A 21,325-nucleotide genomic window follows, 5' to 3' on the forward strand; every position below is an offset into this window, starting at 1 on the left:
CTCAATATGCTACAGCTGAAGTACTGCTGAACCTGCACTGATTCCCTTGCACTTTACACCCCAGTAACCCAGTCCCATCTAGCAGCTTCATGATTTGCGGAATAAACCACAACCTCACTTCGCTTGATCCGTTTCCCTGAATATACGTCGTTTCTTGAACTAAATCTTTACCCGTTTCTAGTTCGATTAGAGCCTGCATTCTAGCCATAAGTTTCGTATTATTATTATGTAAGAGCAGAAATATGCGTAAATAGTCCTTATACGTCAAACTTAAAACTGATGTCGTGATTTTGGCAGATAACTCTACAGCTTCACCTTTTGTTAATTTGTTCATATCTTGAAAAGCTTCCAGCGCGCCTTCTGCTGCAGCAGCCAAGAACACGAGTAAGGGTGAGCCTATACCGAGCAGTTCTTTTTTCGGATCAAGGAGCGCCTCGACTGTTCGGATCGCCATACGGAATGCAAACATTTCCGCATAAGCGGACGAAATATTTGCCATACAGGATGAAAATCCATATAACAGATACTCCACCTCTTGATTTGCCAACTTATGCTTTCCAGGATCCACCAGTTCATTGGATAATTTGGGCTGACCCGCAGGGTCTTTCTCCAATCCATAGGTTCGGTAACTAAATTTCGTAAGGGCAAATTCATTCACATAAAGCTCATTTCTCATCGATTCTGCCGCGTTATTAAACGCTTCAAGCATCCCCATCGCGTTTAAGCTTACAGGTTCTGGTTTCTCTAAATCATAAGCAATCTCGCTGCCGACCATCGTATCTTGAGCATTAGCTTCTCTGTACTTTTGGTACAATCCTTTCTCACCTGCTGCTTGTCTTGCCTCCCCTTGAAGACGGTTGTATAGTTCAGTGTCAGTACTCTGATTATTCGGCAAACTGCAAGAACCGATTGATTGTTTAGCTTGATCCAAAATGGCTTGAATCTTGTTCTTTTGTTGGCGCTTATTCGCTGCCGTTGCCTCATTTTTGTCCATTCTTGTCTTTTCCAAAACACTTTGCTTCCTATGAAATTCGTTAGATTCAGAAAAATAAGCACTATTCGCTAGGTTTGCTCTGCTTGTATTATCAGATGTGTATAGAAATACGGTGTTAATTACTTCTTCGAATGCAGTAAATAACGCAGTAATACTAGCTATGGCCGTCTGATACCTGTAGAAATATTCATCACCTAAAACAGGAACGTTTTGGAACACTTCATAGACATTAGATGGTCCTCCCGGTGTTCCGCTTCCCGAACTTTGAGTTATCCCATTCAGCTTCGTACGTATCTCGTCATTTCGCTGCTTTGCTAACCGTAGAGCTGGCTCAATTGTTTGCTGTAATCGCTGGATTTCTCTTCCGTTTGCCGGAACCTCCAGCTTCGTAGCAGCTAGGAGTGCTGCGTATTTAATAATCAGCTGCAACAACGCTTCTAGCTCATTTAACTTCTGGGCGAAGACTTGTGCCTGAGAACTTAATATTTGTTTAGAAGCTGCGAGGGCTTGTATGCCAGACACAGCGCCAGGTCCAGCTTGGCTTAGCGCAGCTATTGATATATCCAGATCCCTTATGGAATCTTGAATCGATCGAAGTTGCTCTTTCACATTTACGATTTCGCTTCTCACTTCATCTGCTGTATGAATGCCAATTTGAGCAGCTAATTCGTCTAGTTCGGCGATACGCTTTTCATAATAAGCATGATACTTCGATATTTTACCAACAAGCTCTTCGCTGCTCTGCCATGCTTCATCTAGCGCACTTTCTCTTTGATCCATGAGTTTTTCAATCTCTGCTGCCTCTTTCGAAAACTGAGACCCAAAGTGGAATGGAGCTTTTGTTCCGCTTTTTCGAAACTTATCGGTAATCTCAAGTGTATACTCGATGGGAGCCTTGATCTTCATATCCTCCAGCACCTGACGCTCAAAAATCGCATGACTCGCTAATGTGTAAACCGGGGTAACACGCATGCCATTCTCTACAGGTCTTGTATCCACATAATGAAATGCGCCAGCCGATACTTGACCTGACAAATTACTTGCGAAAACCTTGCGGAATAACGCCTCCGTTTCATCCTGTGGAATACCAAGACCATAGAGTCCCATCGCTTGCAGCTCTGTATCGTATGCTGACATAACCGATCGTGTTGCCGCTTTGACCGCTGATTCCGTTTCTTTTTCAGCAAGTTTAATTCTTGCGAAATCAATGAGTACGGCTTGAAATAAAAATATCGGCACAATGATGAGTATCAGATAGACAGACACTGCACCTTTCTCTGAACGAACAAATTCCCTCAAAAACTCCCCCCTTTCTATTTGTGGATGACAACAACGATCCCTTTACGCTCTAGCTCCTTACGAAATGAATTAGATGGCATTCCATTGCCGCTGGCATCTTTTTTGAAAAAGTGCCACACAATACCCTTCACTTGTGCCCTTTCATCAAGGAGCTCTATATCCTTAGGCATTTGCTCGGTGCGAAGCTGAAATTCTGTCATATTGTAAAAAGCCTGGTGGCCAACTCCACGAGCATCCAACGCATCGATGGTTCTGCTTTTTCCTGACGCTGTCTTTAGAATGACCTCTGTACCTCCAACCAAAGACTTCAAATATGCCGCGGCTTGACGCTCTGATTGGATTGACACACTAGGTCCAGACAAGTCATCTTGAATAGGCTCTACGAGTGCATCTCTAGCCTTTTGAGGAGAAATTCTACCTTTGATCGCTTTGAAATACGTACGTGTAATATCCGTTAATCGAATGAGTTCAACCGATTCCACAACATGTGAAACAGCCCTCCCAGTTGTTTGCTCAGAATCCAACCATCTCTTAAACTGCACTGGCATAAGAAATGACTTTTTCAATTTCACCTCAATCTGATGGTCAAAAAGATAGTTGGCGTATTTTGCAGTTCCCGTCACTCCCTGAGGTAGTAAAGCTGAGGGTTTCACAAGTTTACTCTCAACGTGACCACTAGATCTGCTTGAGGGAATATTGACTTCTGTCGTGCCACCACCGCTCAGCATTCCGAATAAATCTGTCACATTGTCTCGTGTAAGTCGCCAATAAAGGCCATCTGTATCACTAGGGTTAAAGTTTCCTGTTACCAGATCTTTGTGGCTATTAGTCCACGTAAAGGCAAGACGCTCTGCTGTTGTTCTCGCAAGCTGCTGAACAAATACGTTCTGATACGCATACATGCCCACAAAAAGAAGTGTAACCGTACATAATAGAATCAACGGAAATACTAGTGAAGCTTCTAACGTAAAGCTTCCATCCTCACTAACACGGAAACTCAGTAGACGCCTATGGCGCACAGCTCGTTGTTGGACTAGGCGCACAAGGAACAACCGCGCTATTGTCTTTCAAATCAGAGTTGGCATCCCCAATCAGCTTCTGGAACCACGAGACGATCCATTTTCTGAAAATAATTGCAATAGCTACAAGCACTGCGACGATCAATAAAATCTCCAAAGTGCCTAATCCTTCTTCATCTTCCCAAAACTTTTTCAGCTCATCTAACGTCGTTTTCATCTCCACATACCTCCATTATTGTTTCATCATAAGTAAAGCTGGGGCCGCAACAATGACCATCACGACAACGAAAATAAGAACCATAGGAAAAACAAGCTTCGATGATGCTTCTTCACCTAATGTTCGTGATACCGACTTTCTTCTTTGCCAAAGATCCAACGAAAGTGCATGCAGCGCGACAACAAAATCGCTACCACCTCTCTTAGAGTTCAGCTGAAGCGTAGAAGTAAATAAGGACACTTCATGAAGTGCGCATCGTTTGCTGAAATCCTCCATTACTTTTGCAAAGGATACATTCATCTCCAGCTCATGAACGGCTTGTGCTAATTCCTTGTAAAGTGGTGTTTGTGCTTTATGAGGTCTAGCCTCTACACAGCGTATCCATGCCCGATTCACAGTCTCTCCGGCGTTTACGAGCAGCACAATTGTACTTAATATTTCTGGCAATTCTAGAATCATCAACTGCTGTTTCTTGCGGATTTTAGTATCTAAATCTCGCACCATGATCACGGGAACGATGGCAGCGGCTAGCAACCCAAACCCAAACAGAGAACTATCTCCACCAGCTACTACGGATAACAGAGTTAGGATTAGTAAGCATAAGGTCGATACAGAGATAAGCTCAGCTAGAAACCATTTACTGCCCTGTGCAGCGAAACTTCTCCCATGCAGTGTAATTAATTTATGATGTACTCTTGCCGTAAAATCGGGCAATTTTTCCATCAAATTAAGCTTGTCGATGAGCAAATAGCTGTAAGGTAACAGCAGTTTCATCTGGAACGGATACGTGTGAGCATTGATAATCTCGCCATATAACATGCGCCCCCATAGAAATAACAGCATACAAACAGCTATCTGAGAAATAAATACAATCGTGATCCACATGCTACACCTTGATATTCATGATTTTTTGAGTCCATACATAGCAAGCACCAAGCAGCACCAAGCTTGCTGACATGATAATTACACCACTGCCTGTGTAAAGAGGAACCATGTAATCAGGTGAAGAGAACGCAAGTACGGCAACAATAACGATCGGAGCAAATAGCAGCACCCTTGATTCAAAACGTTTCTGTGCGATCATCACGGATATATCCTGTGAAATTTCAAGTTTTTCGCCAATTACCGTAGCTGTTCGTTTCATGACCTCCACCAAATTGCCACCCGTCCGCTTACAAGTTAAAAATACGTCTGTGAAGCTTCTTACATCTTCTAAATGACAGCGATCCGCTAAGTTTTTCAGAGCAGCTTCAATGGGCTCCCCGTTCTCTACTTTTCGGCAGATAATACTAAATTCAATGACGATCAGGCAAGCGGGGTCTGGATACAGCATCTTCAGATCCTCTAATGCCTCTCTAAATGCTGTTTCAATCGACTTTCCAACCGTCATAGAGGAGGACAGACAGCTTAGTGCTTGTTTAAACTGAACATACAGTTTGTTTTTACGTAATTGAATTAATTGCTGTTTTCGTATACGGGGAAATGCGAAGCCTACCGCAGCCAATGCTGCAGCAAGAACGAAGCTTTTGTAGAAAATATAACCTACAATGAACGCAGGCAAGGCAAGCATTAGGATAGCACTTACTTTTTCCTTGGAGGACAGCTGATAGTAGTTGTAGTCAATCAATTGGTTCACTGTAGCTGTTTGCTGGATGGGCTGAACTTCAGCTCTCTTAGATGTTCTTTTTCTTCGTTCCAAATACACAAGAAAAAACCAGCTGAAAGCTCCGATAATGACAAGAAGCAGTACTAGCTTCATCCTGAATCACGCTCTTCCTGCACCTGTGTAAACCAATCTGGCAGCTTCTTACCTGCCATTTGAATTTTGTGCATGTTGTGCAGTCGGTTTCCAGTATAGGCGAGCTCACCTAGTACTTTACGATCCATCGTCTCCCCTTTTTCTGCAAATATGAAAAGGGGATGCAATTGAACCTCGCCATCCTTCACACCAAGTACCTCATGAATTTCTGTCACTCTTCGAGTGCGATCACGAATTCTGCTAACATGAACCATTACATCTAATGCAGAGGCAATTTGCTTACGGATGACGTCTACTGGAAGCGGGGCTCCACTGAGCACCATCGTCTCTAGTCGGCTGAGCATATCAACGGACGTATTCGCATGTCCCGTGCTGAGACTCCCATCATGACCAGTATTCATCGCAGCTAACATATCTAATGCCTCTGCACCACGAACCTCCCCAACAATAATTCGATTGGGACGCATGCGCAGCGAAGAACGAATAAGTTCTCGGATCGTGATCTCTCCTTTCCCTTCCGTATTGGCATTTCTGGTTTCCATTCTCACCAAATTAGGGATAGTTTGTATCTGAAGCTCAGCAGAATCTTCGATCGTAATAATGCGTTCGTGCGGGGGAATCCAAGCACTTAGTGCATTTAGAAATGTCGTCTTCCCTGACCCTGTACCGCCCCCAATAAAGACATTAAAGCCTGATTCAACCATCACTTGCAGAACCTCTGCTGCCTCCTCCGAAATACTTCCCATACCAATCAAATCCGCCATTTGCAAGGGCTTTTCCGGAAACTTACGAATCGTCAAGGTCGGCCCAGACAAGGAAGCCGGTGGAAGTACAATGTTGACCCTCGACCCGTCAGGCAGACGAGCATCGACAATTGGCGTTGCTTGATTCACAATCCGATTCACTTTAGAAACAATCATCTGAATGAGATCCTCTAGCTTCTCTGCACTCTCCAAAGGATACGGATATCGCTCAACGGCGCCCTTTCTTTCAAAAAAAATGCACTCGTGCCCATTGACCATGATCTCTGTCACGGATGGATCATCAATCAGCGGTTGAAGGATATCCAAGCCCCGGAAAGAATCAAAAATTTGCTTTACTAGAGCATGCATCTCGCTTGAAGTCCATCCGTGATCTCCTGCTGCGTTGAATACGGACTCCTCAATAAGCTCAATTAATGTCTTGTCGCTGACCGTGCTGGAAAGGTCAATCCTCTCCTTAATCTGCTGCTTCAAAGTGAGAAACAACTCATGATTCATGAAGCAGCAGCCCCTTTTCTAACCGAAGAAGAATAATCTTTTCCTATTTGTATCGCAGTGAACATGTCATACGTCTGTTCTGAAAATACGCCGGATTGCCAGATCTGCTCTGGAGTGCTTAAAACTTTCCACTCGGGGATATACGGAAGCTTATACGTAATTTCCTTTCCCAAAACTGAGAAATCATTCGTTTCCTTGCCCGTATATTTATTGAAAACAAAATGTATATTCTGCAAGGAGCCCATTTGCTTCATGAGAGCCTCTGTTTTAAACATGTCATTCATATCGTCCCGTACAATCCAGATGACATGATCACTAATATCCAAGCTTTTTACAATTCTCGGATGCACAGTGGCTTCTAAATCAACAATGATAAAGTCATACTCGTTCAACGAGATCAATGATTCAATAAGATGACGGACATGCTCGCCGCTCATTTCTTGCATTTCCCTGATCTGATCTTTGGGAGTCAGGTAATCGATACGCAGCCTAGAATCGTGGGATTTGAGCAGCTGCAACTTGGGTCCTAGTAAGTCAGGCGTGCTTTTCATATAGTATAAAAGCTGCGAAAATCGTCCTAAATCACCCTGAAGCCACAGAGAGGCTGAACTGACCAACTCCAGACTTAGATAAAAAACTTGGTCCCCACGAAAAGACAACTGCTTCGCCAAATGAATGGCGGTCATCGTTTTCCCACTATTCCCGCTGCTGCTGTAAACAGAGAGAACTCTAGTTCTTTTCGTCCCAGAACCCGCATCAAATCGATGCTTTTCCGTATAAAATGCCTGAAGACGCGATATCAGTTGGTGCAGCGATTGAAAACGATATAAGAACGGAATCTTCGTCTCCGCTTCTTTGGAATTTGCAATCGTTTCACTCAATATCATTTTGCATAAGGATGTACTCCGATTCATCAACATAGGATAGTACGCCTCGGAAAGCAATAAAACACCATCCAAGTGCTGATTCTCTAACAACTCGATGACCAATTCTATTTTCGAAAAAAGCTTCACCTGTAGTCTCTCCGCGAACTCAGTAGATCGTATGAATGCCGCAAGTCGTTCTGCGTAATCGATGTCATCATCTAAGACGTAAAGTTGAATTTTATTCATTCCTACCTCCTTAATGTAAGTCATGAAACATTGGCATACACGCCACTGACAATTAAGACAAAGCTAATAACCGTAAGCACAATGGCAATGCGAGTTGTCGTCTCAACCTTCATGCATCATCCTCCTTCACGATTCGGAGAAAACAAAAAAAGCACGCGCCGATTGAGGAGATAAGATCTCCACGATCAGCGGTGCTTCCGCTTGTCCGATTTAATTTATCCAAATTGTACCACATTTTAACGGAAAATCAATCCCTTTTATTCCCAAGGGTATTTCATCGTGAAGAAGCTGGCTAATTTCTTACTTTCAACTCTCCGTATACGTCTCATTTCTGCACGGTGTGGCGCTGATTCATGCAGCTTCTTCTCTTCTTCCGTTTCCGGAATCACATCTGGAACTTCAACTGGAACTTTGTTATCATCGAGTGCAACGAAAGTCAGGAAAGAGGTTGCGGCAATTTTTCTTGCCCCTGTTTTTAAATCTTCAGTTACAACTTTGACGAAAACCTCCATCGAGCTTTTACCTGTCCATGTCACAAATGACTCTAAGCAAACAGAGTCTGACGTGTGTATAGGCGACAAAAAGTCAACAGAATCTGTTGAGGCTGTCACGACAGACCTCCGGCAATGTTTATGTGCCGCAATCGAGGCAATGTCATCAATATAGGACATCAACTTTCCACCAAAGAGCGTGTTGTGATTATTTACATCTGTAGGAAAAATTCGTGACGTCTTGAAGCATCTGGATTCTCTAGCAAATCGTTGTTCCATATGTATGGCCCCCTCTATATACATCTAAATGAAATATGACTCATCATAACACAATTAAGGTCGTTTGGTTATAGCTTGAGAATTGATTTACAAAATTATTAAAGGCTAACCAAGCTTTTTGAAACGTGAGAAGAATGATTTACTCCCCTTCAAAATGCTCATTCCAAGCGTATCTGCCGGCAGAATCTCTCTAAGTAAAGGGGCCAGAGCGTCTCTCAACTTCACCAAAACCTCGGTCTGGTCTTGAATACATTCCCCTTTCCAAACAGCACGCATAACTTCAGTACGCGGGATTTCAGGCAGGGTACATATCGGTGTCGCAGGAAGAGAATCAATCCACTCATTCCTGAAATGTCCCGGCATCGTGCCGTTTGCCACATAATGCACCTTTTTACCACGCTGCTGATACTTATCAAATCCCTTGAAATGTGCTCGTGAACTTGGTCGATTGCATTTGCCTGGAGAAGCGTCTACGACAACAATGATCTCATCCGCACTATGACAAAGCTCCTGAACGGAAGGATCCTCCCAATGCGTGGATACGTCCCAAATGACGATTGGTTTTTTTATCGTATGTAGAAGTTTGAAGGAATCCGCAGGATGCCATGAGTTTTGAAACCCCTCAGGATGAAGGGGTACCCATGTCGTAAAACCGTTAGTCCATGATGAAATCGCTGCTGACGTTTGGTCACTAATGAGATTCGACACGAATGGGTAATCCTTGGGGGCCTTGCTATCGCCGTAAAGGAGCATATACAAATCAGGTTCAATGGTCGGCTGCTCCACAAGCGCGTTCGGAATCTGCATAGAATGAAAAATTCTCGCTAATGTAATCGCAAGGAATGTCGCACCTACACCAGCGAATAAACCGCCAATAATAATTAATTTATCAGGTGTCGAATTGACGAATGGTGTTTGCAGATGAAGAGCTTGCGAGGCCAAAGTTGGGTCGGAATAGATGTTACGAAGTCTCATTTTTACTTCCATAGCAGATTGACAACGGTTTTGCGGGTGTTCTTGCAGGAGTAATCGTACGGTGGAGGTTAGCGCTTCTGGTAAATCTGGGCGTATCTGTTCCAACGGTTTTTGAGTGATATACGCATACTGGCCGCCCGATAATAAGTAATACAGCATGGAGCCAAGTGTAAATAAATCCGTGCGCGCATCGGTTTGTAAGCCCAAGAATTGTTCGGGAGCCGCAAAGCCAATCGTACCCATTTGCATGGTATCGGATTGTTTACCATGTTTAAAGTGTCGGGCAACGCCAAAATCGATTAATCGGACTTGGTTCTGCTCATTCAACATCACATTGGAGGGCTTTAGATCGCGGTAAATAATCGGACGAGGCTGAAACGTGTGCAAATAGTGAAGTATATCGCATAGCTGAAAAGCCATATGAACAATTTTCGCTACAGGTAACTCGCGACCCTTATCTTCGAATAGGTCTTGTAACGTTGGCCCTTGAATATAATCCATGACCAAGAACCCTTTTCCATCCTCGGTTGTAAAATAATCAACTAACTGCGGCAGCTGTGGGTGCTGGAGCCTAGCGAGCATTTCCGCTTCTTCCAGGAAGAACGTCATATCATCGGCTTCAAAAGGCAAACATTCTTTCACTGCCCATTTCTTCCCTTTCAGCTTCAAATCCTCTGCTAAGTACACATGACTCATTCCACCTTGACCGAGCAAATCTTCAATTCGATATCTTCCCCCAATGCATGTTCCGATCCAGCTTTGTTTGTTCATCAATAAATAAATGACCCCCTTATCAGGTAAGATTTACCTTGATTATAAGAGGGCCATCTTTAAAAATCTACATTTATTTCCACATTCTACGACTTTTGCAAATAAAGTGTCAATTCTTCTCGATTATGAAACAATTGTTTGGCTTTAAGCAGGAAGAGAGTCGGCTCCAAAATCTTCAAAACATCACGTACCGTTTGGAACGGTTTTTTGTGCATGAGTTTGACCGTAATGATTGCCGTTCCCCCACTTTGTAAGGAATAAAGTAAATCCGCTACTAAACGACCCATCTGACGAGGATCCCAGCTCATATCACAGACAAGCAAATCAAATTGATTTTCCTTCAGCTTTACATCGCCAGCATTTTTCTTAAGAATCGTGAGAAGAGGATTACCTTGAAGTCTAGGACTCATGGATGCAGGGTCAATAGCCGTAACACGCAAGCCACGCTCCAAAAGTAATGATGTCCATCCACCAGGTGCCGCGCCAATATCTAGTGCCGTACGAGCAACACTGAAATCAATACCGAATCGCTGTTCCGCTTCCAAAAGTTTGAATTTAGCACGGGAGATTTGATCCTCTTCCTTCATGAAGCGAATCGCACCGCCTGACCAATCAGACAAATTGTCGGCAGGCTTGGATAGCCCCACGAATAGCTTCTTAGCGCTAATATACACAGAAATGATTCGATCCGCATACCGCACTACCGGTTCAGCCTGAATCTCAGAAACCAAGATTTCATCTAAAGCTGCCTTAACAGTGAAAGGCGCATAAGGTACATCCGCCCGTTCTTCTTTGCGCACTTGGATGGCTATTTTCTCGCCTGAATCTATAAGCCCTGAAGTTATGGCTTCTCTTAACCAAGCCTTGAGATGTACAATATCCGCATCTGTACGACTCAGGTCCCAGTGTTGACTCACAGGCTGAACATGCCTAAGAAACATAGGCTCCTGCTCTTTAAGCGTTGTGGTCATATCTTCAGAACCCTCGGGCACTTCGAATAAAAACACCTCTGTTGGCACCAACAAAGTAAATTTAGTTAAAGGAAATAATTTACGAATTTCATCTTGTGCATATTGAGCGAACCCGTGATTCGAAGTACCAATGTATGTCGTTAAGTGTGTCATAGCCGCATCCTTTATGTAATCTACGATCTTGATTCAATAACCTTAATCCATGGTCGATCTTGGAACCATTCTAACGTGATATCGATCCCAAAAGCTTGATGAATATTTTCCGGAGTCAGTACCTCTTCTTTGCGCCCCGCAGCAATGATTTCACCTTGTTCAATAATAGCAACATGCGTAAATAAAGGGATTATTTCTTCGATATGATGCGTCACGTAGACGACCGTAATGTTTTGCTTGCTGAGGTCGTTGACATCTGTAAGAAAACGTTCTCTCTCGTATAAATCTAGACCAGCCGCCGGTTCATCCATAATGAGAATGGAAGGCTTCATCATGAGCGATCTGGCAAGCATGACTTTTTTCCGTTCTCCTTGCGAAAGACTTCCTAAAGGCTGATGAGCCAAATGAGGAATGCGGACACGCTCCAACATAACTAGAGCACGATCTTTCACCTCTTGCGGAATTTCCTGATAGAACCGTAGATAGGCATATTCACCCGTAGCGACAACCTCGAGGACGGGGTCATTTAGATTCAATTTTTCGAATAAAGACTGTGAAATATAGCCTATTTTCTTACGAACTTCCCTCACATCACATTGACCATACCGGTTACCTAGCACGTCTACCGTTCCCCGACTTGGGAACTCGTATCCATTCATCATTTCAAGCAATGTTGTCTTTCCTGAACCATTACGACCTAACAATACCCAGTGTTCACCTGGCTGAATGTGTACATTCACATCCTGTAAAATATGACGTTCTCCTCTAATAAAATGAATACCTGATAAATGGATCATCTGCGGTCGATTCCTTTCTGACTATGGCTCACTCTTATAAGTCCCTTGTGCAATCTGCATGAGCAAATCGTCAGGAATTCGGTGAGGGTATAGACTCATCCCTTCGGGTTTGGCCGTGTAAAGTGTTTGGTACATAGCCGTACAGGCCGAGGGACTGGAAGTATGAATATAAATCGTTTTGGGAAATTTACGCTGTTGCGTCAACCAAATGACGACGTCCATGCCAGTCTCCATCGTAGACCAACCCAAATCATGATCTAACGATAAAATATCAACATCAAACTCTTGAAGCAGTAAAATGCATTCTTTGACATCTTTGGCTAAAGTAAATCCTTGGGGACAAGGGCGCAAGTCATCTAAGTATACATGAATCATGATCGGATTTCCTTTCCTGTTCATGATGGAATGAATCAAGTACTTCTAACCAATGATTTCACCAGTGCAATTTCCTGAGTATGTGTCCCGTCCCTGCCTGAACCTGTTTCAAGAACGATTGGAATTTGCTTCAAAAAAGGTGAGATCAGCATCTGCTGAAAATGATCTAGACCTATGTATCCAGAACCAATATTCGCATGGCGGTCTCGACGAGAACCATATGGATGGACAGAGTCATTCAAATGAACAGCCTTCAGATGCGGAAGATAATCAAGGTGTTTACCCTTGGTCTCAAGCTCTAACCAATTATGCCCCTGCCACAAACCACTCGCAAATGCATGACATGTATCTAAGCAAAAACCAATCTTATCTGGAGCTTCACTGAGTTTACGCACTTGAACCATTTCTTCCATGGTCAACCCTAGCTGAGCACCTTCCCCAGCTTGATTCTCTAATAAAATCAAAGAAGACCCCTCATATCCCTGAGTAGCGCTATTCAAACATTGTATTATATTTTTATAGCCTTGTAACGGGTCTTTTCCAATATATTTTCCAAAGTGTACCACTAATCCTACCGAACCGCAGGCATCTGTAATTTCTAGACCATTTCTCAAAAGCTTTACCATAATCTCGCGTTCAACCATATCAGCCGCTGGGTTCAAGGGATATGGAGCGTGTCCAATCGACAAAATACTGTGTTCCAGGCAAAATTGTGCGCAAGCATGGGTATCTCTTTGATTAACTAATTTGGTAGAAAGACTTCGCGGATTCATTGGAAAGTATTGAAATGCATTTGCACCTATAGACAGAGCAGTTTTGGCCGCACCTAAATAGCCGCCACGTGTACTAACATGAGCGCCAATAAACATCACGAATCAGCCCTTTCACGCTTGACAATTCGCACAGTAGAAGCATTTGCGACTCGAAACTTCTGTCTTTATTAGTGGATGCCCACAGCGCAAACATGGCTCCCCTTCTCGATCATATACACGACATTTCGCATCGAATTGACCCGTTAAACGGTCACCAACATACAACGGTTCGTCTATATATCCACCGAATTGAATAGCTTCGAGAAGTACGGAGCGCATGGCTTGAAATAAGCGATTTTGCTCTTCTTCGGTCAGGGAGGATAGCTTACGAAGAGGGAGAATTCCCGCATAAAAGCATATCTCATCGGAATAACAGTTCCCAATCCCTGACAGAAACGATTGGTCGACAAATGCTACTTTCAAGTTGCTATTTTTACTTTTCAGCACCTTCATGAATTGTGCAAAGGTAAAACTGGCATCCAATGGCTCAGGCCCAAGCTTGCCTAAAAGTTGATCAACCTCAAGCAGTGTGTGCATGTGCAAATATCCTAACCGCAATCCGATGAAATATAAGTGCTTTGTGCCAAAATGGATCACAACTTGCGTTGTCCGATCCGGCTTCTCATCCTCCGTACCATAGAACATCCAACCGCCAAGCATTAAATGCAATAACAAAACTTCACCAGTTACCAAGTGAAACAGTAGATGTTTGGCTCTGCGCTCTATCCGTACAATTCGGTTTTCGGTTAACTTACGAATGAAACGATCCGACTCCACATTCAATGATTTCGGACGAGTAACTTCCGCCCCAGTGATTGGTGTTCCCTGGATCAAACGCGTCAATTGTTGACGATACGTTTCCATCTCTGGAAGTTCGGGCATGGCACTCTCTCCTTGCCTTTTCTTCCTTGTATAACCAAATGACCGGGAAAGTAAACGGATATAACTCATTGAAACTCACCGGCACACCCTTGAAGGTCAGGTTTCACTTAAAATAAGAGTCCCTAAGGACTCTTATTCCTGTCATTATACTCTGAATATGACAAATAGCAGTCTTTAGGCGAGATAGCTACTCTTAAAGATTCTGAGAAATGGCATCCATCCTCATTAAATTAGCCCTTCACTGACGTAAATCGGCTTGACTTTGCGTGTTTTGGTTTTCGCTTTCGATGTGTTCTTTCCCTTCACAGCAGGGGATGTCATCTCAAACGAATGACTTTCGGTTTTCCTCAACTTTCCTTTCAATCTCCGGATACGTTTCTCAAGTGCTTCCTCGACTTCGTTTTGACGCTTATCACCACGGTGAAGTGAACGGCGGCGCCAGAGCTTTGCCCAAGCCTCCTCAGCGTAAAATATCGCCTGAGCATAGTCCTTCTCACGATGCTCGTAATACATCGCTAACTCCAAATAAGGCTCCAAATGGAGCGCAATACTCGCGTTTTTGATAGCAATCCAGCGCTTCCATAGCTCAATTGCGCGAAGATATTCACCATTTTTCTTATAAAAGGCAGCTAATAGAAGAATGGCTGATTCTTGATCAGTTGGATTAGATGACTTCGGATCATTTATGAGCCTAGCATATAATTCTTCGAAATAAGTCTCAGCTATGGCAAAACGGCCCATTTTGTCTAGCCACAGACCTGTCCGGAACAATTCTTCTAGTTCAAGCTCGGGATCAAGTTCACCTTCTCCTCTCACTAGCTTGCCGAAATGTATGGCTAATGCTGCTAAAGTAACGATATCGTGCTCATTATGAACGAAAACACCTTCGAGTACGGATGGATTTTTCTCCGCCAAGTACTGAAAATATAAAGCAGGTGCCATGGACCCCGGTACATCATCTACTCGCTCAAAACCTAGGCGGCTCTCTTCGACTTTGCTCAGACGGCAAGATGGCAGCGTGTTTCGCCACAAGCTTCGCGAGGGGTAAAGAAGATCAAGCTGAAGCAGTTTCCCATCGTCCAATTGGAGTCGATTAAGCACATAGCGATTCTTGAGAATAGGCCAGTCGAACGTTCGACCATTGTAGGAAACGATATGCGTGAAGCGGTCGAGCAGTTCTTGCAAATAGACAAGCATAGCATGCTCTTCCGCTGGATTGCGAATCAATAGCTGTTCTACCGTGAACAGCTCACCGGTATAAAAGCCGATGCCGACCATGAATGGCACATTGCCAGCACCGACGCCGAGTCCGGTCGTTTCGGTGTCGAAGAAGAGCAATTCTTCGAGCCGGACGACGGCGTCACGGTCGTGAAAGCAGGACAGCTGCTGTGCAACATCGGCCAGCTCACGCAGCCGATACTTGCCGTGCACGCTGTCCGCGCCGTACACACGGCGCCGCATGACGAACGAGCCCGCCGAGCTCGTTTCTACATGGGCGCCGAGCTGCGCCCACTCGCCGTCTGCCACTGGCAGGGTCGGCGGTGCTGCCTGAGCCGCCGCAGGTCCTCGCAGGCGGCCCAGCCTCTCACGAAGCCCGCTCATCGGGCACCGCCTTCGAGCTGCGTAAGAAGCTCCAGGGCCAGCTTCTTGCCAAGCAGGTTAATGTTGTAGGATACAGAACCACGCATTTATAATCCCTCCATTAATAAAAGGGATTTTTTCTTTGCGTCCATCCCTTCTATTTCAGTTCCAATACATGAAGGACAGCCGTCTTCACAGGGGCATTTTCGAATTAAGTTCCTGGCTGCTTCTTTTATTTCGTCGAATCGTTTATATACATCTTCCGCTAATCCGATACCGCCGGGGTAATGGTCGTATATAAAGATCGTAGGCAGTTGCGAATGTTCTGCTCTTATTTGTGAAACTACATGAATGTCACTACGGTCGCACATGACAAGAATGGGTACGATATGTCTTATAACATTGGATATTCCCATTAATAACTGCTCTAGTGTTTTTGTTTCTAAAGTCGGGTCAACCTCATTTATTTCTACCCAGGTCGCGCTGGTATGCAGTTCTTCTTCGGGAAGCTTAATCGGGCCGTACCCAATATTTTCGAAACTGGTTAAACGGATTTTTTTAAACATGGTTGCCATAACATTTACTGCGGCGTCGCCGTAATGAATTGACGTTGTTCGCCTTTTTCCTGTTAGGTCTATAGATAAGACTTTTAGCTTCACTGCCAGGTTCGCGTCAGTGTAATACTCTACATCGACTTCCCGTACGTATGCCTTCTTATGTTCCCAGTCTAATTTTTCTACTTGAAACTGTACTCCCTCATGTAGATATATAGCTTCGTCGTGCAGAAGGGTCATGGCGCTAAATCTGTCCATCTCGCCGATAATTTTTACATTCGCTACGTCTGACTGGTCGATAATGACTACATTTTCCTGCGCTGCGGATCGAAGACTTACTTCATGGGCAGGAAATGACTGACTGGCCCAGTAAAACGAATCCCCAGCATGAGTAAGTACCCTTTCTTCTACTAGGTATTCCAATATGTCGGTTATCTCCAATGGGCCGAATTCTTCCCCAATTTTTACGGGAAGTTCATACGCTGCACATCGTAAATGATCTACCAGGATTAATAAATTTTCCGGGTTAATTCTTGCCGATTCCGGGGAACGCTCGAAAAAGTATTCGGGATTTAAGACGAGATACTGGTCTATAGGGGTATTGCTGGCTACCATAACCACCAGGGCTTCCCCATGCCGTCTTCCAGCCCGGCCTGCTTGCTGCCATGTGCTGGCGACGCTGCCCGGATACCCCGACATGATACAAACTTGCAGCTGCCCTATGTCTACCCCAAGTTCTAAAGCATTCGTACTTACTACGCCTAAAATCTCCCCGTTCCTTAATCCTCTTTCAATTTCCCGTCGCTGATTCGGTAAGTAGCCGCCCCTGTATCCCCTTATGGATTTGGCCCCTAGCTCATTTTTTACTAGTTCTTGCAGGTGGCTTAAGATTAACTCAACTCTTACCCGACTGCGGGCAAAAACGATAGTCTGTACTTTATTTGATAAAAATTCTTTGGCTAACTGGTTTACTTCCACTGTTGCGCTTTTCCGAATGTTTAACGACTTATTTACAATTGGCGGGTTATAGAAAACAAAATGCTTCCTTCCCCTTGGTGCGCCGTTATCATCAATTAGCCGCATAGGCTTTCCTGTAAGTTGTTCAGCTAGTTCCTTCGGATTTGCTATAGTGGCAGACGTGCAAATGAAAAGTGGATTGCTGCCGTAAAATTTGCAGATTCGTTGTAATCTACGTATAACATTTGCTACATGGCTGCCGAAAACGCCCCTGTACGTATGTAGTTCGTCAATGACAATGTATTTAAGATTACTAAATAAACTGACCCATTTCGTATGATGGGGAAGGATTGCAGCATGTAACATATCTGGATTAGTAATTACAATATGCCCTACTGTTCTTACAAGTTGCCTAATTGCTGGGGCAGTATCGCCGTCATATGTAAAGCTTTTTATATCAATGCCCATTTCAGTAATAATTTCGTTCAATTCACTTTTTTGATCTTGCGCTAGGGCTTTCGTTGGAAATAAGTAAAGCGCTCGGCTTCCGTCGTCTTCGGCCACTGCCTGTAAGACAGGAAGGTTATAACAAAGTGTTTTACCCGAAGCAGTTGGAGTAACAGCAACAATATTTTCACCTTTACGTACAGTTTCATAAGCGGTGTGCTGGTGAGTGTATAACTGATCTATTCCTCTTTGAGCTAAAGCGGACTTTATTCTTAGGTCTACGCTTTCAGGCATTGAACGAGTCTTTGCTTCTTGCGGTTCAACTTCATGCCAATTAACTATATTTTCATTCCTTTTTAAACCTTGTATTAAATCCGATAGGGATTTTTTTCTTATCATATTTTCACCACTCCGCATAGAACGATTGTTCCCCTATTATAAACGTCTCAAACAAAATAAAAAAGCCCCATTTATTTACTAGGGCTTCTGTCTGTAACTGCTATTCATTTTTTTGTTCGTATGTCTACATAAGATCAGATGAATCATCATAATCATACCGAATTCCGTCATGATCGGCGCTAGCAAGCTGAGCATTCACACGAAGGGCTTGTTCCGCACTTTCTTGCATTTTGAGCAAAACTTCCTGATAATCTCTTGAACGATGCTCTTCCCTATCATGTTTCATCGCCGTTCTTAGAGCTCTTTCGATAATAATAACATCATGACTAGTAAAATTCATGGTTTCTCGCACCTCTTCTTGGTCCTTCATTTCATAACAACTAGTTTTGCCATAATCATGAATAACCATACAATTCAAGGGGAAATCCAGGAACTCGTAATCCAGTTTGAAATCAGGTAATATTAGGAAGATTACAAATATAAGGAGGAATTCATAGTGACAACTTCTTTACCTGCTGAAGTCGAATCCAATCGTCAACCTGATCATGAAATCAACCCTCAATTCCTAACACGTTGGTCGCCACGCTCCTTTACCGATCAAGAAGTGACCGAAGATGTTCTCCTTAGTCTTTTTGAAGCCGCTAGATGGGCACCTTCCGGTAGCAACTTGCAGCCATGGCGCTTCATTATTGCCCGTACACCCGAGCAAAGAGCCAAATTTCACAACTTCATTATGCCAGGCAACCGAGAATGGTGCGAGAAAGCCCCTGTCCTCACCCTTGTCATTTCACATACCAAAACCGCAAAAGGCGGCGATAACCCAAGTCATGCGTTCGATGCTGGTACTGCTTGGGGCTACCTCGCTTTAGAAGCCAACAATCAAGGTTTAATCACTCACGCTATGGGCGGATTCGATCGGAATCAAGCCCGCGAAGCCCTTCAAATCCCTGAAGAGTATGACATTCATGCCGTGATCGCCATTGGTTACCGCGGCCCCGTTAACGCTCTCGATGAGAAGTTCCAAGAACGCGAAGTCCCATCAGGCAGACGAGAGTTAAGCGAGCTTTTATATAGCGGAGAATTTGGTCAGACGCTTTAAATTTTAAAAAAAAGAACACTTCAGCACGAGTGAATCGTATTGAGGTGTTCTTTTTTATATGAAAATTCAACTTTATCCATTCATTTCAAAATCTATCAAACATACGGCGGATCCCAAGCCTTCTTATCCCAACCGAGCGTATCACTAACCACGTTCATATCCCGGTCAAGCATCACATTAACGCCGAAAGGAAGCTTGCGTTTGTGCCAGAAACGCACATCGCGCCACTGCACTTCATAACCATCATTCTTCTCTTTCCAACACACGTGAATACGTTGCGCGAAATGCAAGAAGGCGCGAACGCCATCCGTGGCCATAGTAGCCTGAACAATAGGATGCGAATCGTTCTGATTGTAATCCGCTTTGCTGTACTCCTCTTGAACCATTACGCGACCATGCCTTATCTCTCCTAGATAGAAACATTTGTCACTCTCAAGAACAAACTGCCACCCAAACCAACTTAGGCTCGGAATGAGATGACAGATGCCGTCTGCGAGGTTCAATTCACTTTTTACGAGCTTTACGAATCGATTGCGCTGCGAGGCTCTTATAGCAATATAGAGGAAGGTTGCCGCATATATCAAAGCGAACATTTCTCCGATATGGCCGCCACCATTTCCGTGCCAGATGAACAACCAAAGTAGGACACCAAAGCCATGAAGACCAAATAAGAATGGTTCATAGAGACAGAGGGTGTCGAGATGGAACCATTTCTGGGAAAATGGACGGAAGCACTGAACGCCATACACATTGAACAAATCTAGAAATACGTGGAACACGACAGCTGCAAATGTCCATAGGTATAAGCTTATCAGGTGGTCCCATACACCAAACATGGCAGCGAGGGGCAGACTTAAAAGGATGGGCCAAATGAACAAAGCCGGCAGCGAATGTGTGATCCCTCGATGAACGCGAACATATTTCGCATATCCTCTCAGACGTGCAATGGTGTCAAAATCAGGGGCATGTGAACCAATGAGTGTTCCTGCAAGTATGGCATGAGCCAGCGCAGGCTCTTGTGCGACTGCCGGTTCCAAACAAGCCAATCCCGCTAACGTGACGCCGAACAATAAGTGGCTTCCAGTGTCCATGTGTCGATCACCAATCCTTTTGGTCGTTGTGTGAATCATCCTGCTGCTTCTGTGGTCAAATCTATGCTTCCGATCCCATCATTACTTGTGTTATCGGCATCTAATGATGGAACCTTCTCCCATCGTTCATGAACATTAAACCAATAAAACCATGCCGAAGGCTGCTCACGGACAACTCGCTCCATGAACGCATTCAAAAGTAAGTTAGCCTCCGCACGCTCTGAACGTCCTGAACGCTCAAATTGTTCGTGTAAATGCATGGGAGATCCATAAACTAACTTATGTTTAAACCCTTTTACACGATACCCGTAGAAAGGTACAACCGGCACATGCTGATCAAGCGCTAACATGGCTGCACCTTCAGGCGTACGAGTCAGTCGGCCAAATAGCCTAGATAAAGGAAATGTCTGTCTCCAGAAGTCACCGAGGATGAAAACAACTCCGCCGCTCTGCACATGCTTTTTCAATGTACGAAATAGCGCAAGTGGGGGGACACTATCGTAATCTAAGCCTTTACAACCCATTGCAGCAAACTTCATATACAGAGGTTTAAGTTCGGGACTTCCCGCTGAAGCCACCGTTAAGCAATCGAATTTCTGAGTCAAATACCAATAATAGTTAAAAAAATTGCCAACATGCGGTGCATAGACAATGAATCCCTTCCCCTTCGCTTGATGCTGTGCTTCTTGTAGATGTTCCTCACCTTGCACGTCAAAGTGACTCGCATGAAGCTTTTTCAACCGAACAGAAAGGAAAAGAATTTCATAAAGCGTATACACGATATTTTGAACATAGTGCTTGGAAATAGCTTTTAATGAACTCTTAGGCATAGTACCTAGTAAGTCTATTAAATTATGTTCCACTCGCTTCAGAAACCCTTTTCGGAATGCCTGATAAAGCGCAAACGCTAACATAGAACAAGCAGCCGACATCATCCAAATTGGAAAAACGCGGAGCACTCTCTCGATGCGAAGTAATCTACGTTCATTCAGTGTCAGCTTGGAAATCCATTCGTACAAGGTAAGTCCTCCT

Annotated in this window: 20 protein-coding genes; 1 reads left to right on the forward strand and 19 read right to left on the reverse strand. The window is 44.0% G+C overall.

Going from position 1 to position 21,325, the window contains the following annotated elements; translation table 11 throughout:
* Position 1 precedes the first annotated feature (1 nt).
* The 17 genes from NYR53_RS19855 to NYR53_RS19935 form a co-directional block, all read right to left on the reverse strand.
* On the reverse strand, positions 2 to 2,293 hold the full coding sequence (locus NYR53_RS19855) for a hypothetical protein (protein ID WP_261300959.1): 2,292 nt from the start codon (positions 2,291 to 2,293) through the stop codon (positions 2 to 4).
* 14 nt (positions 2,294 to 2,307) lie between these two features.
* On the reverse strand, positions 2,308 to 3,312 hold the full coding sequence (locus NYR53_RS19860) for a TadE family protein (RefSeq protein WP_261300960.1): 1,005 nt from the start codon (positions 3,310 to 3,312) through the stop codon (positions 2,308 to 2,310).
* The gene (locus NYR53_RS19865; RefSeq protein WP_261300961.1) at positions 3,302 to 3,529 is read right to left on the reverse strand and encodes a Flp1 family type IVb pilin; all 228 of its coding nucleotides are present in this window, start codon (positions 3,527 to 3,529) and stop codon (positions 3,302 to 3,304) included. The genes NYR53_RS19860 and NYR53_RS19865 overlap by 11 nt, the downstream gene beginning before the upstream one ends.
* Positions 3,530 to 3,544: 15 nt before the next feature.
* On the reverse strand, positions 3,545 to 4,414 hold the full coding sequence (locus NYR53_RS19870; RefSeq protein ID WP_261300962.1) for a type II secretion system F family protein: 870 nt from the start codon (positions 4,412 to 4,414) through the stop codon (positions 3,545 to 3,547).
* A 1-nt stretch (position 4,415) separates the two neighbouring features.
* Entirely contained in the window at positions 4,416 to 5,288 is an 873-nt protein-coding gene (locus NYR53_RS19875; protein WP_261300963.1) for a type II secretion system F family protein, read from the reverse strand.
* Entirely contained in the window at positions 5,285 to 6,547 is a 1,263-nt protein-coding gene (locus tag NYR53_RS19880) for a TadA family conjugal transfer-associated ATPase (RefSeq protein WP_261300964.1), read from the reverse strand. The genes NYR53_RS19875 and NYR53_RS19880 overlap by 4 nt, the downstream gene beginning before the upstream one ends.
* Positions 6,544 to 7,659: a nucleotide-binding protein gene (locus NYR53_RS19885; RefSeq protein ID WP_261300965.1), complete on the reverse strand. Its 1,116-nt coding sequence runs from the start codon at positions 7,657 to 7,659 to the stop codon at positions 6,544 to 6,546. The genes NYR53_RS19880 and NYR53_RS19885 overlap by 4 nt, the downstream gene beginning before the upstream one ends.
* Positions 7,660 to 7,916: 257 nt before the next feature.
* Positions 7,917 to 8,429 (reverse strand): acyl-CoA thioesterase, encoded by a 513-nt coding sequence (locus tag NYR53_RS19890; protein WP_261300966.1) that lies wholly within the window; start codon positions 8,427 to 8,429, stop codon positions 7,917 to 7,919.
* Positions 8,430 to 8,534: 105 nt separating this feature from the next.
* A complete protein-coding gene (locus tag NYR53_RS19895) occupies positions 8,535 to 10,175 on the reverse strand; it encodes a serine/threonine protein kinase (RefSeq protein ID WP_261306439.1) in 1,641 nt (546 codons plus the stop codon).
* Between the two features lie 86 nt (positions 10,176 to 10,261).
* Positions 10,262 to 11,299 (reverse strand): SAM-dependent methyltransferase, encoded by a 1,038-nt coding sequence (locus NYR53_RS19900; RefSeq protein WP_261300967.1) that lies wholly within the window; start codon positions 11,297 to 11,299, stop codon positions 10,262 to 10,264.
* Positions 11,300 to 11,319: 20 nt separating this feature from the next.
* Positions 11,320 to 12,096: an ABC transporter ATP-binding protein gene (locus NYR53_RS19905; protein ID WP_261300968.1), complete on the reverse strand. Its 777-nt coding sequence runs from the start codon at positions 12,094 to 12,096 to the stop codon at positions 11,320 to 11,322.
* Positions 12,097 to 12,117: 21 nt separating this feature from the next.
* Complete coding sequence (locus NYR53_RS19910; RefSeq protein ID WP_261300969.1) at positions 12,118 to 12,495, reverse strand: cyclic-phosphate processing receiver domain-containing protein; 378 nt, start codon at positions 12,493 to 12,495, stop codon at positions 12,118 to 12,120.
* 11 nt (positions 12,496 to 12,506) lie between these two features.
* The gene (locus tag NYR53_RS19915) at positions 12,507 to 13,340 is read right to left on the reverse strand and encodes a deoxyribonuclease IV (protein WP_261306440.1); all 834 of its coding nucleotides are present in this window, start codon (positions 13,338 to 13,340) and stop codon (positions 12,507 to 12,509) included.
* 15 nt (positions 13,341 to 13,355) lie between these two features.
* A complete protein-coding gene (locus tag NYR53_RS19920) occupies positions 13,356 to 14,165 on the reverse strand; it encodes an Fpg/Nei family DNA glycosylase (protein ID WP_261300970.1) in 810 nt (269 codons plus the stop codon).
* Between the two features lie 225 nt (positions 14,166 to 14,390).
* A complete protein-coding gene (locus tag NYR53_RS19925; protein ID WP_261300971.1) occupies positions 14,391 to 15,767 on the reverse strand; it encodes a ribonuclease H-like domain-containing protein in 1,377 nt (458 codons plus the stop codon).
* Between the two features lie 86 nt (positions 15,768 to 15,853).
* Entirely contained in the window at positions 15,854 to 18,100 is a 2,247-nt protein-coding gene (locus NYR53_RS19930; RefSeq protein WP_261306441.1) for a DEAD/DEAH box helicase, read from the reverse strand.
* Between the two features lie 127 nt (positions 18,101 to 18,227).
* Entirely contained in the window at positions 18,228 to 18,512 is a 285-nt protein-coding gene (locus tag NYR53_RS19935; RefSeq protein ID WP_261300972.1) for a hypothetical protein, read from the reverse strand.
* 87 nt (positions 18,513 to 18,599) lie between these two features.
* Here NYR53_RS19935 and NYR53_RS19940 point away from each other — a divergent pair, with 87 nt between their 5' ends.
* Positions 18,600 to 19,202 (forward strand): nitroreductase family protein, encoded by a 603-nt coding sequence (locus NYR53_RS19940; protein WP_261300973.1) that lies wholly within the window; start codon positions 18,600 to 18,602, stop codon positions 19,200 to 19,202.
* A gap of 95 nt (positions 19,203 to 19,297) precedes the next feature.
* Here NYR53_RS19940 and NYR53_RS19945 read toward each other — a convergent pair whose 3' ends face one another.
* Together NYR53_RS19945 and NYR53_RS19950 are read right to left on the reverse strand one after the other, a co-directional pair.
* Positions 19,298 to 20,293: a metal-dependent hydrolase gene (locus tag NYR53_RS19945; RefSeq protein WP_261300974.1), complete on the reverse strand. Its 996-nt coding sequence runs from the start codon at positions 20,291 to 20,293 to the stop codon at positions 19,298 to 19,300.
* A gap of 35 nt (positions 20,294 to 20,328) precedes the next feature.
* Complete coding sequence (locus NYR53_RS19950) at positions 20,329 to 21,312, reverse strand: lysophospholipid acyltransferase family protein (RefSeq protein WP_261300975.1); 984 nt, start codon at positions 21,310 to 21,312, stop codon at positions 20,329 to 20,331.
* Between the last annotated feature and the right edge of the window lie 13 nt (positions 21,313 to 21,325).

It is taken from the genome of Paenibacillus andongensis, assembly GCF_025369935.1.
Lineage (GTDB): Bacteria > Bacillota > Bacilli > Paenibacillales > NBRC-103111 > Paenibacillus_E > Paenibacillus_E andongensis.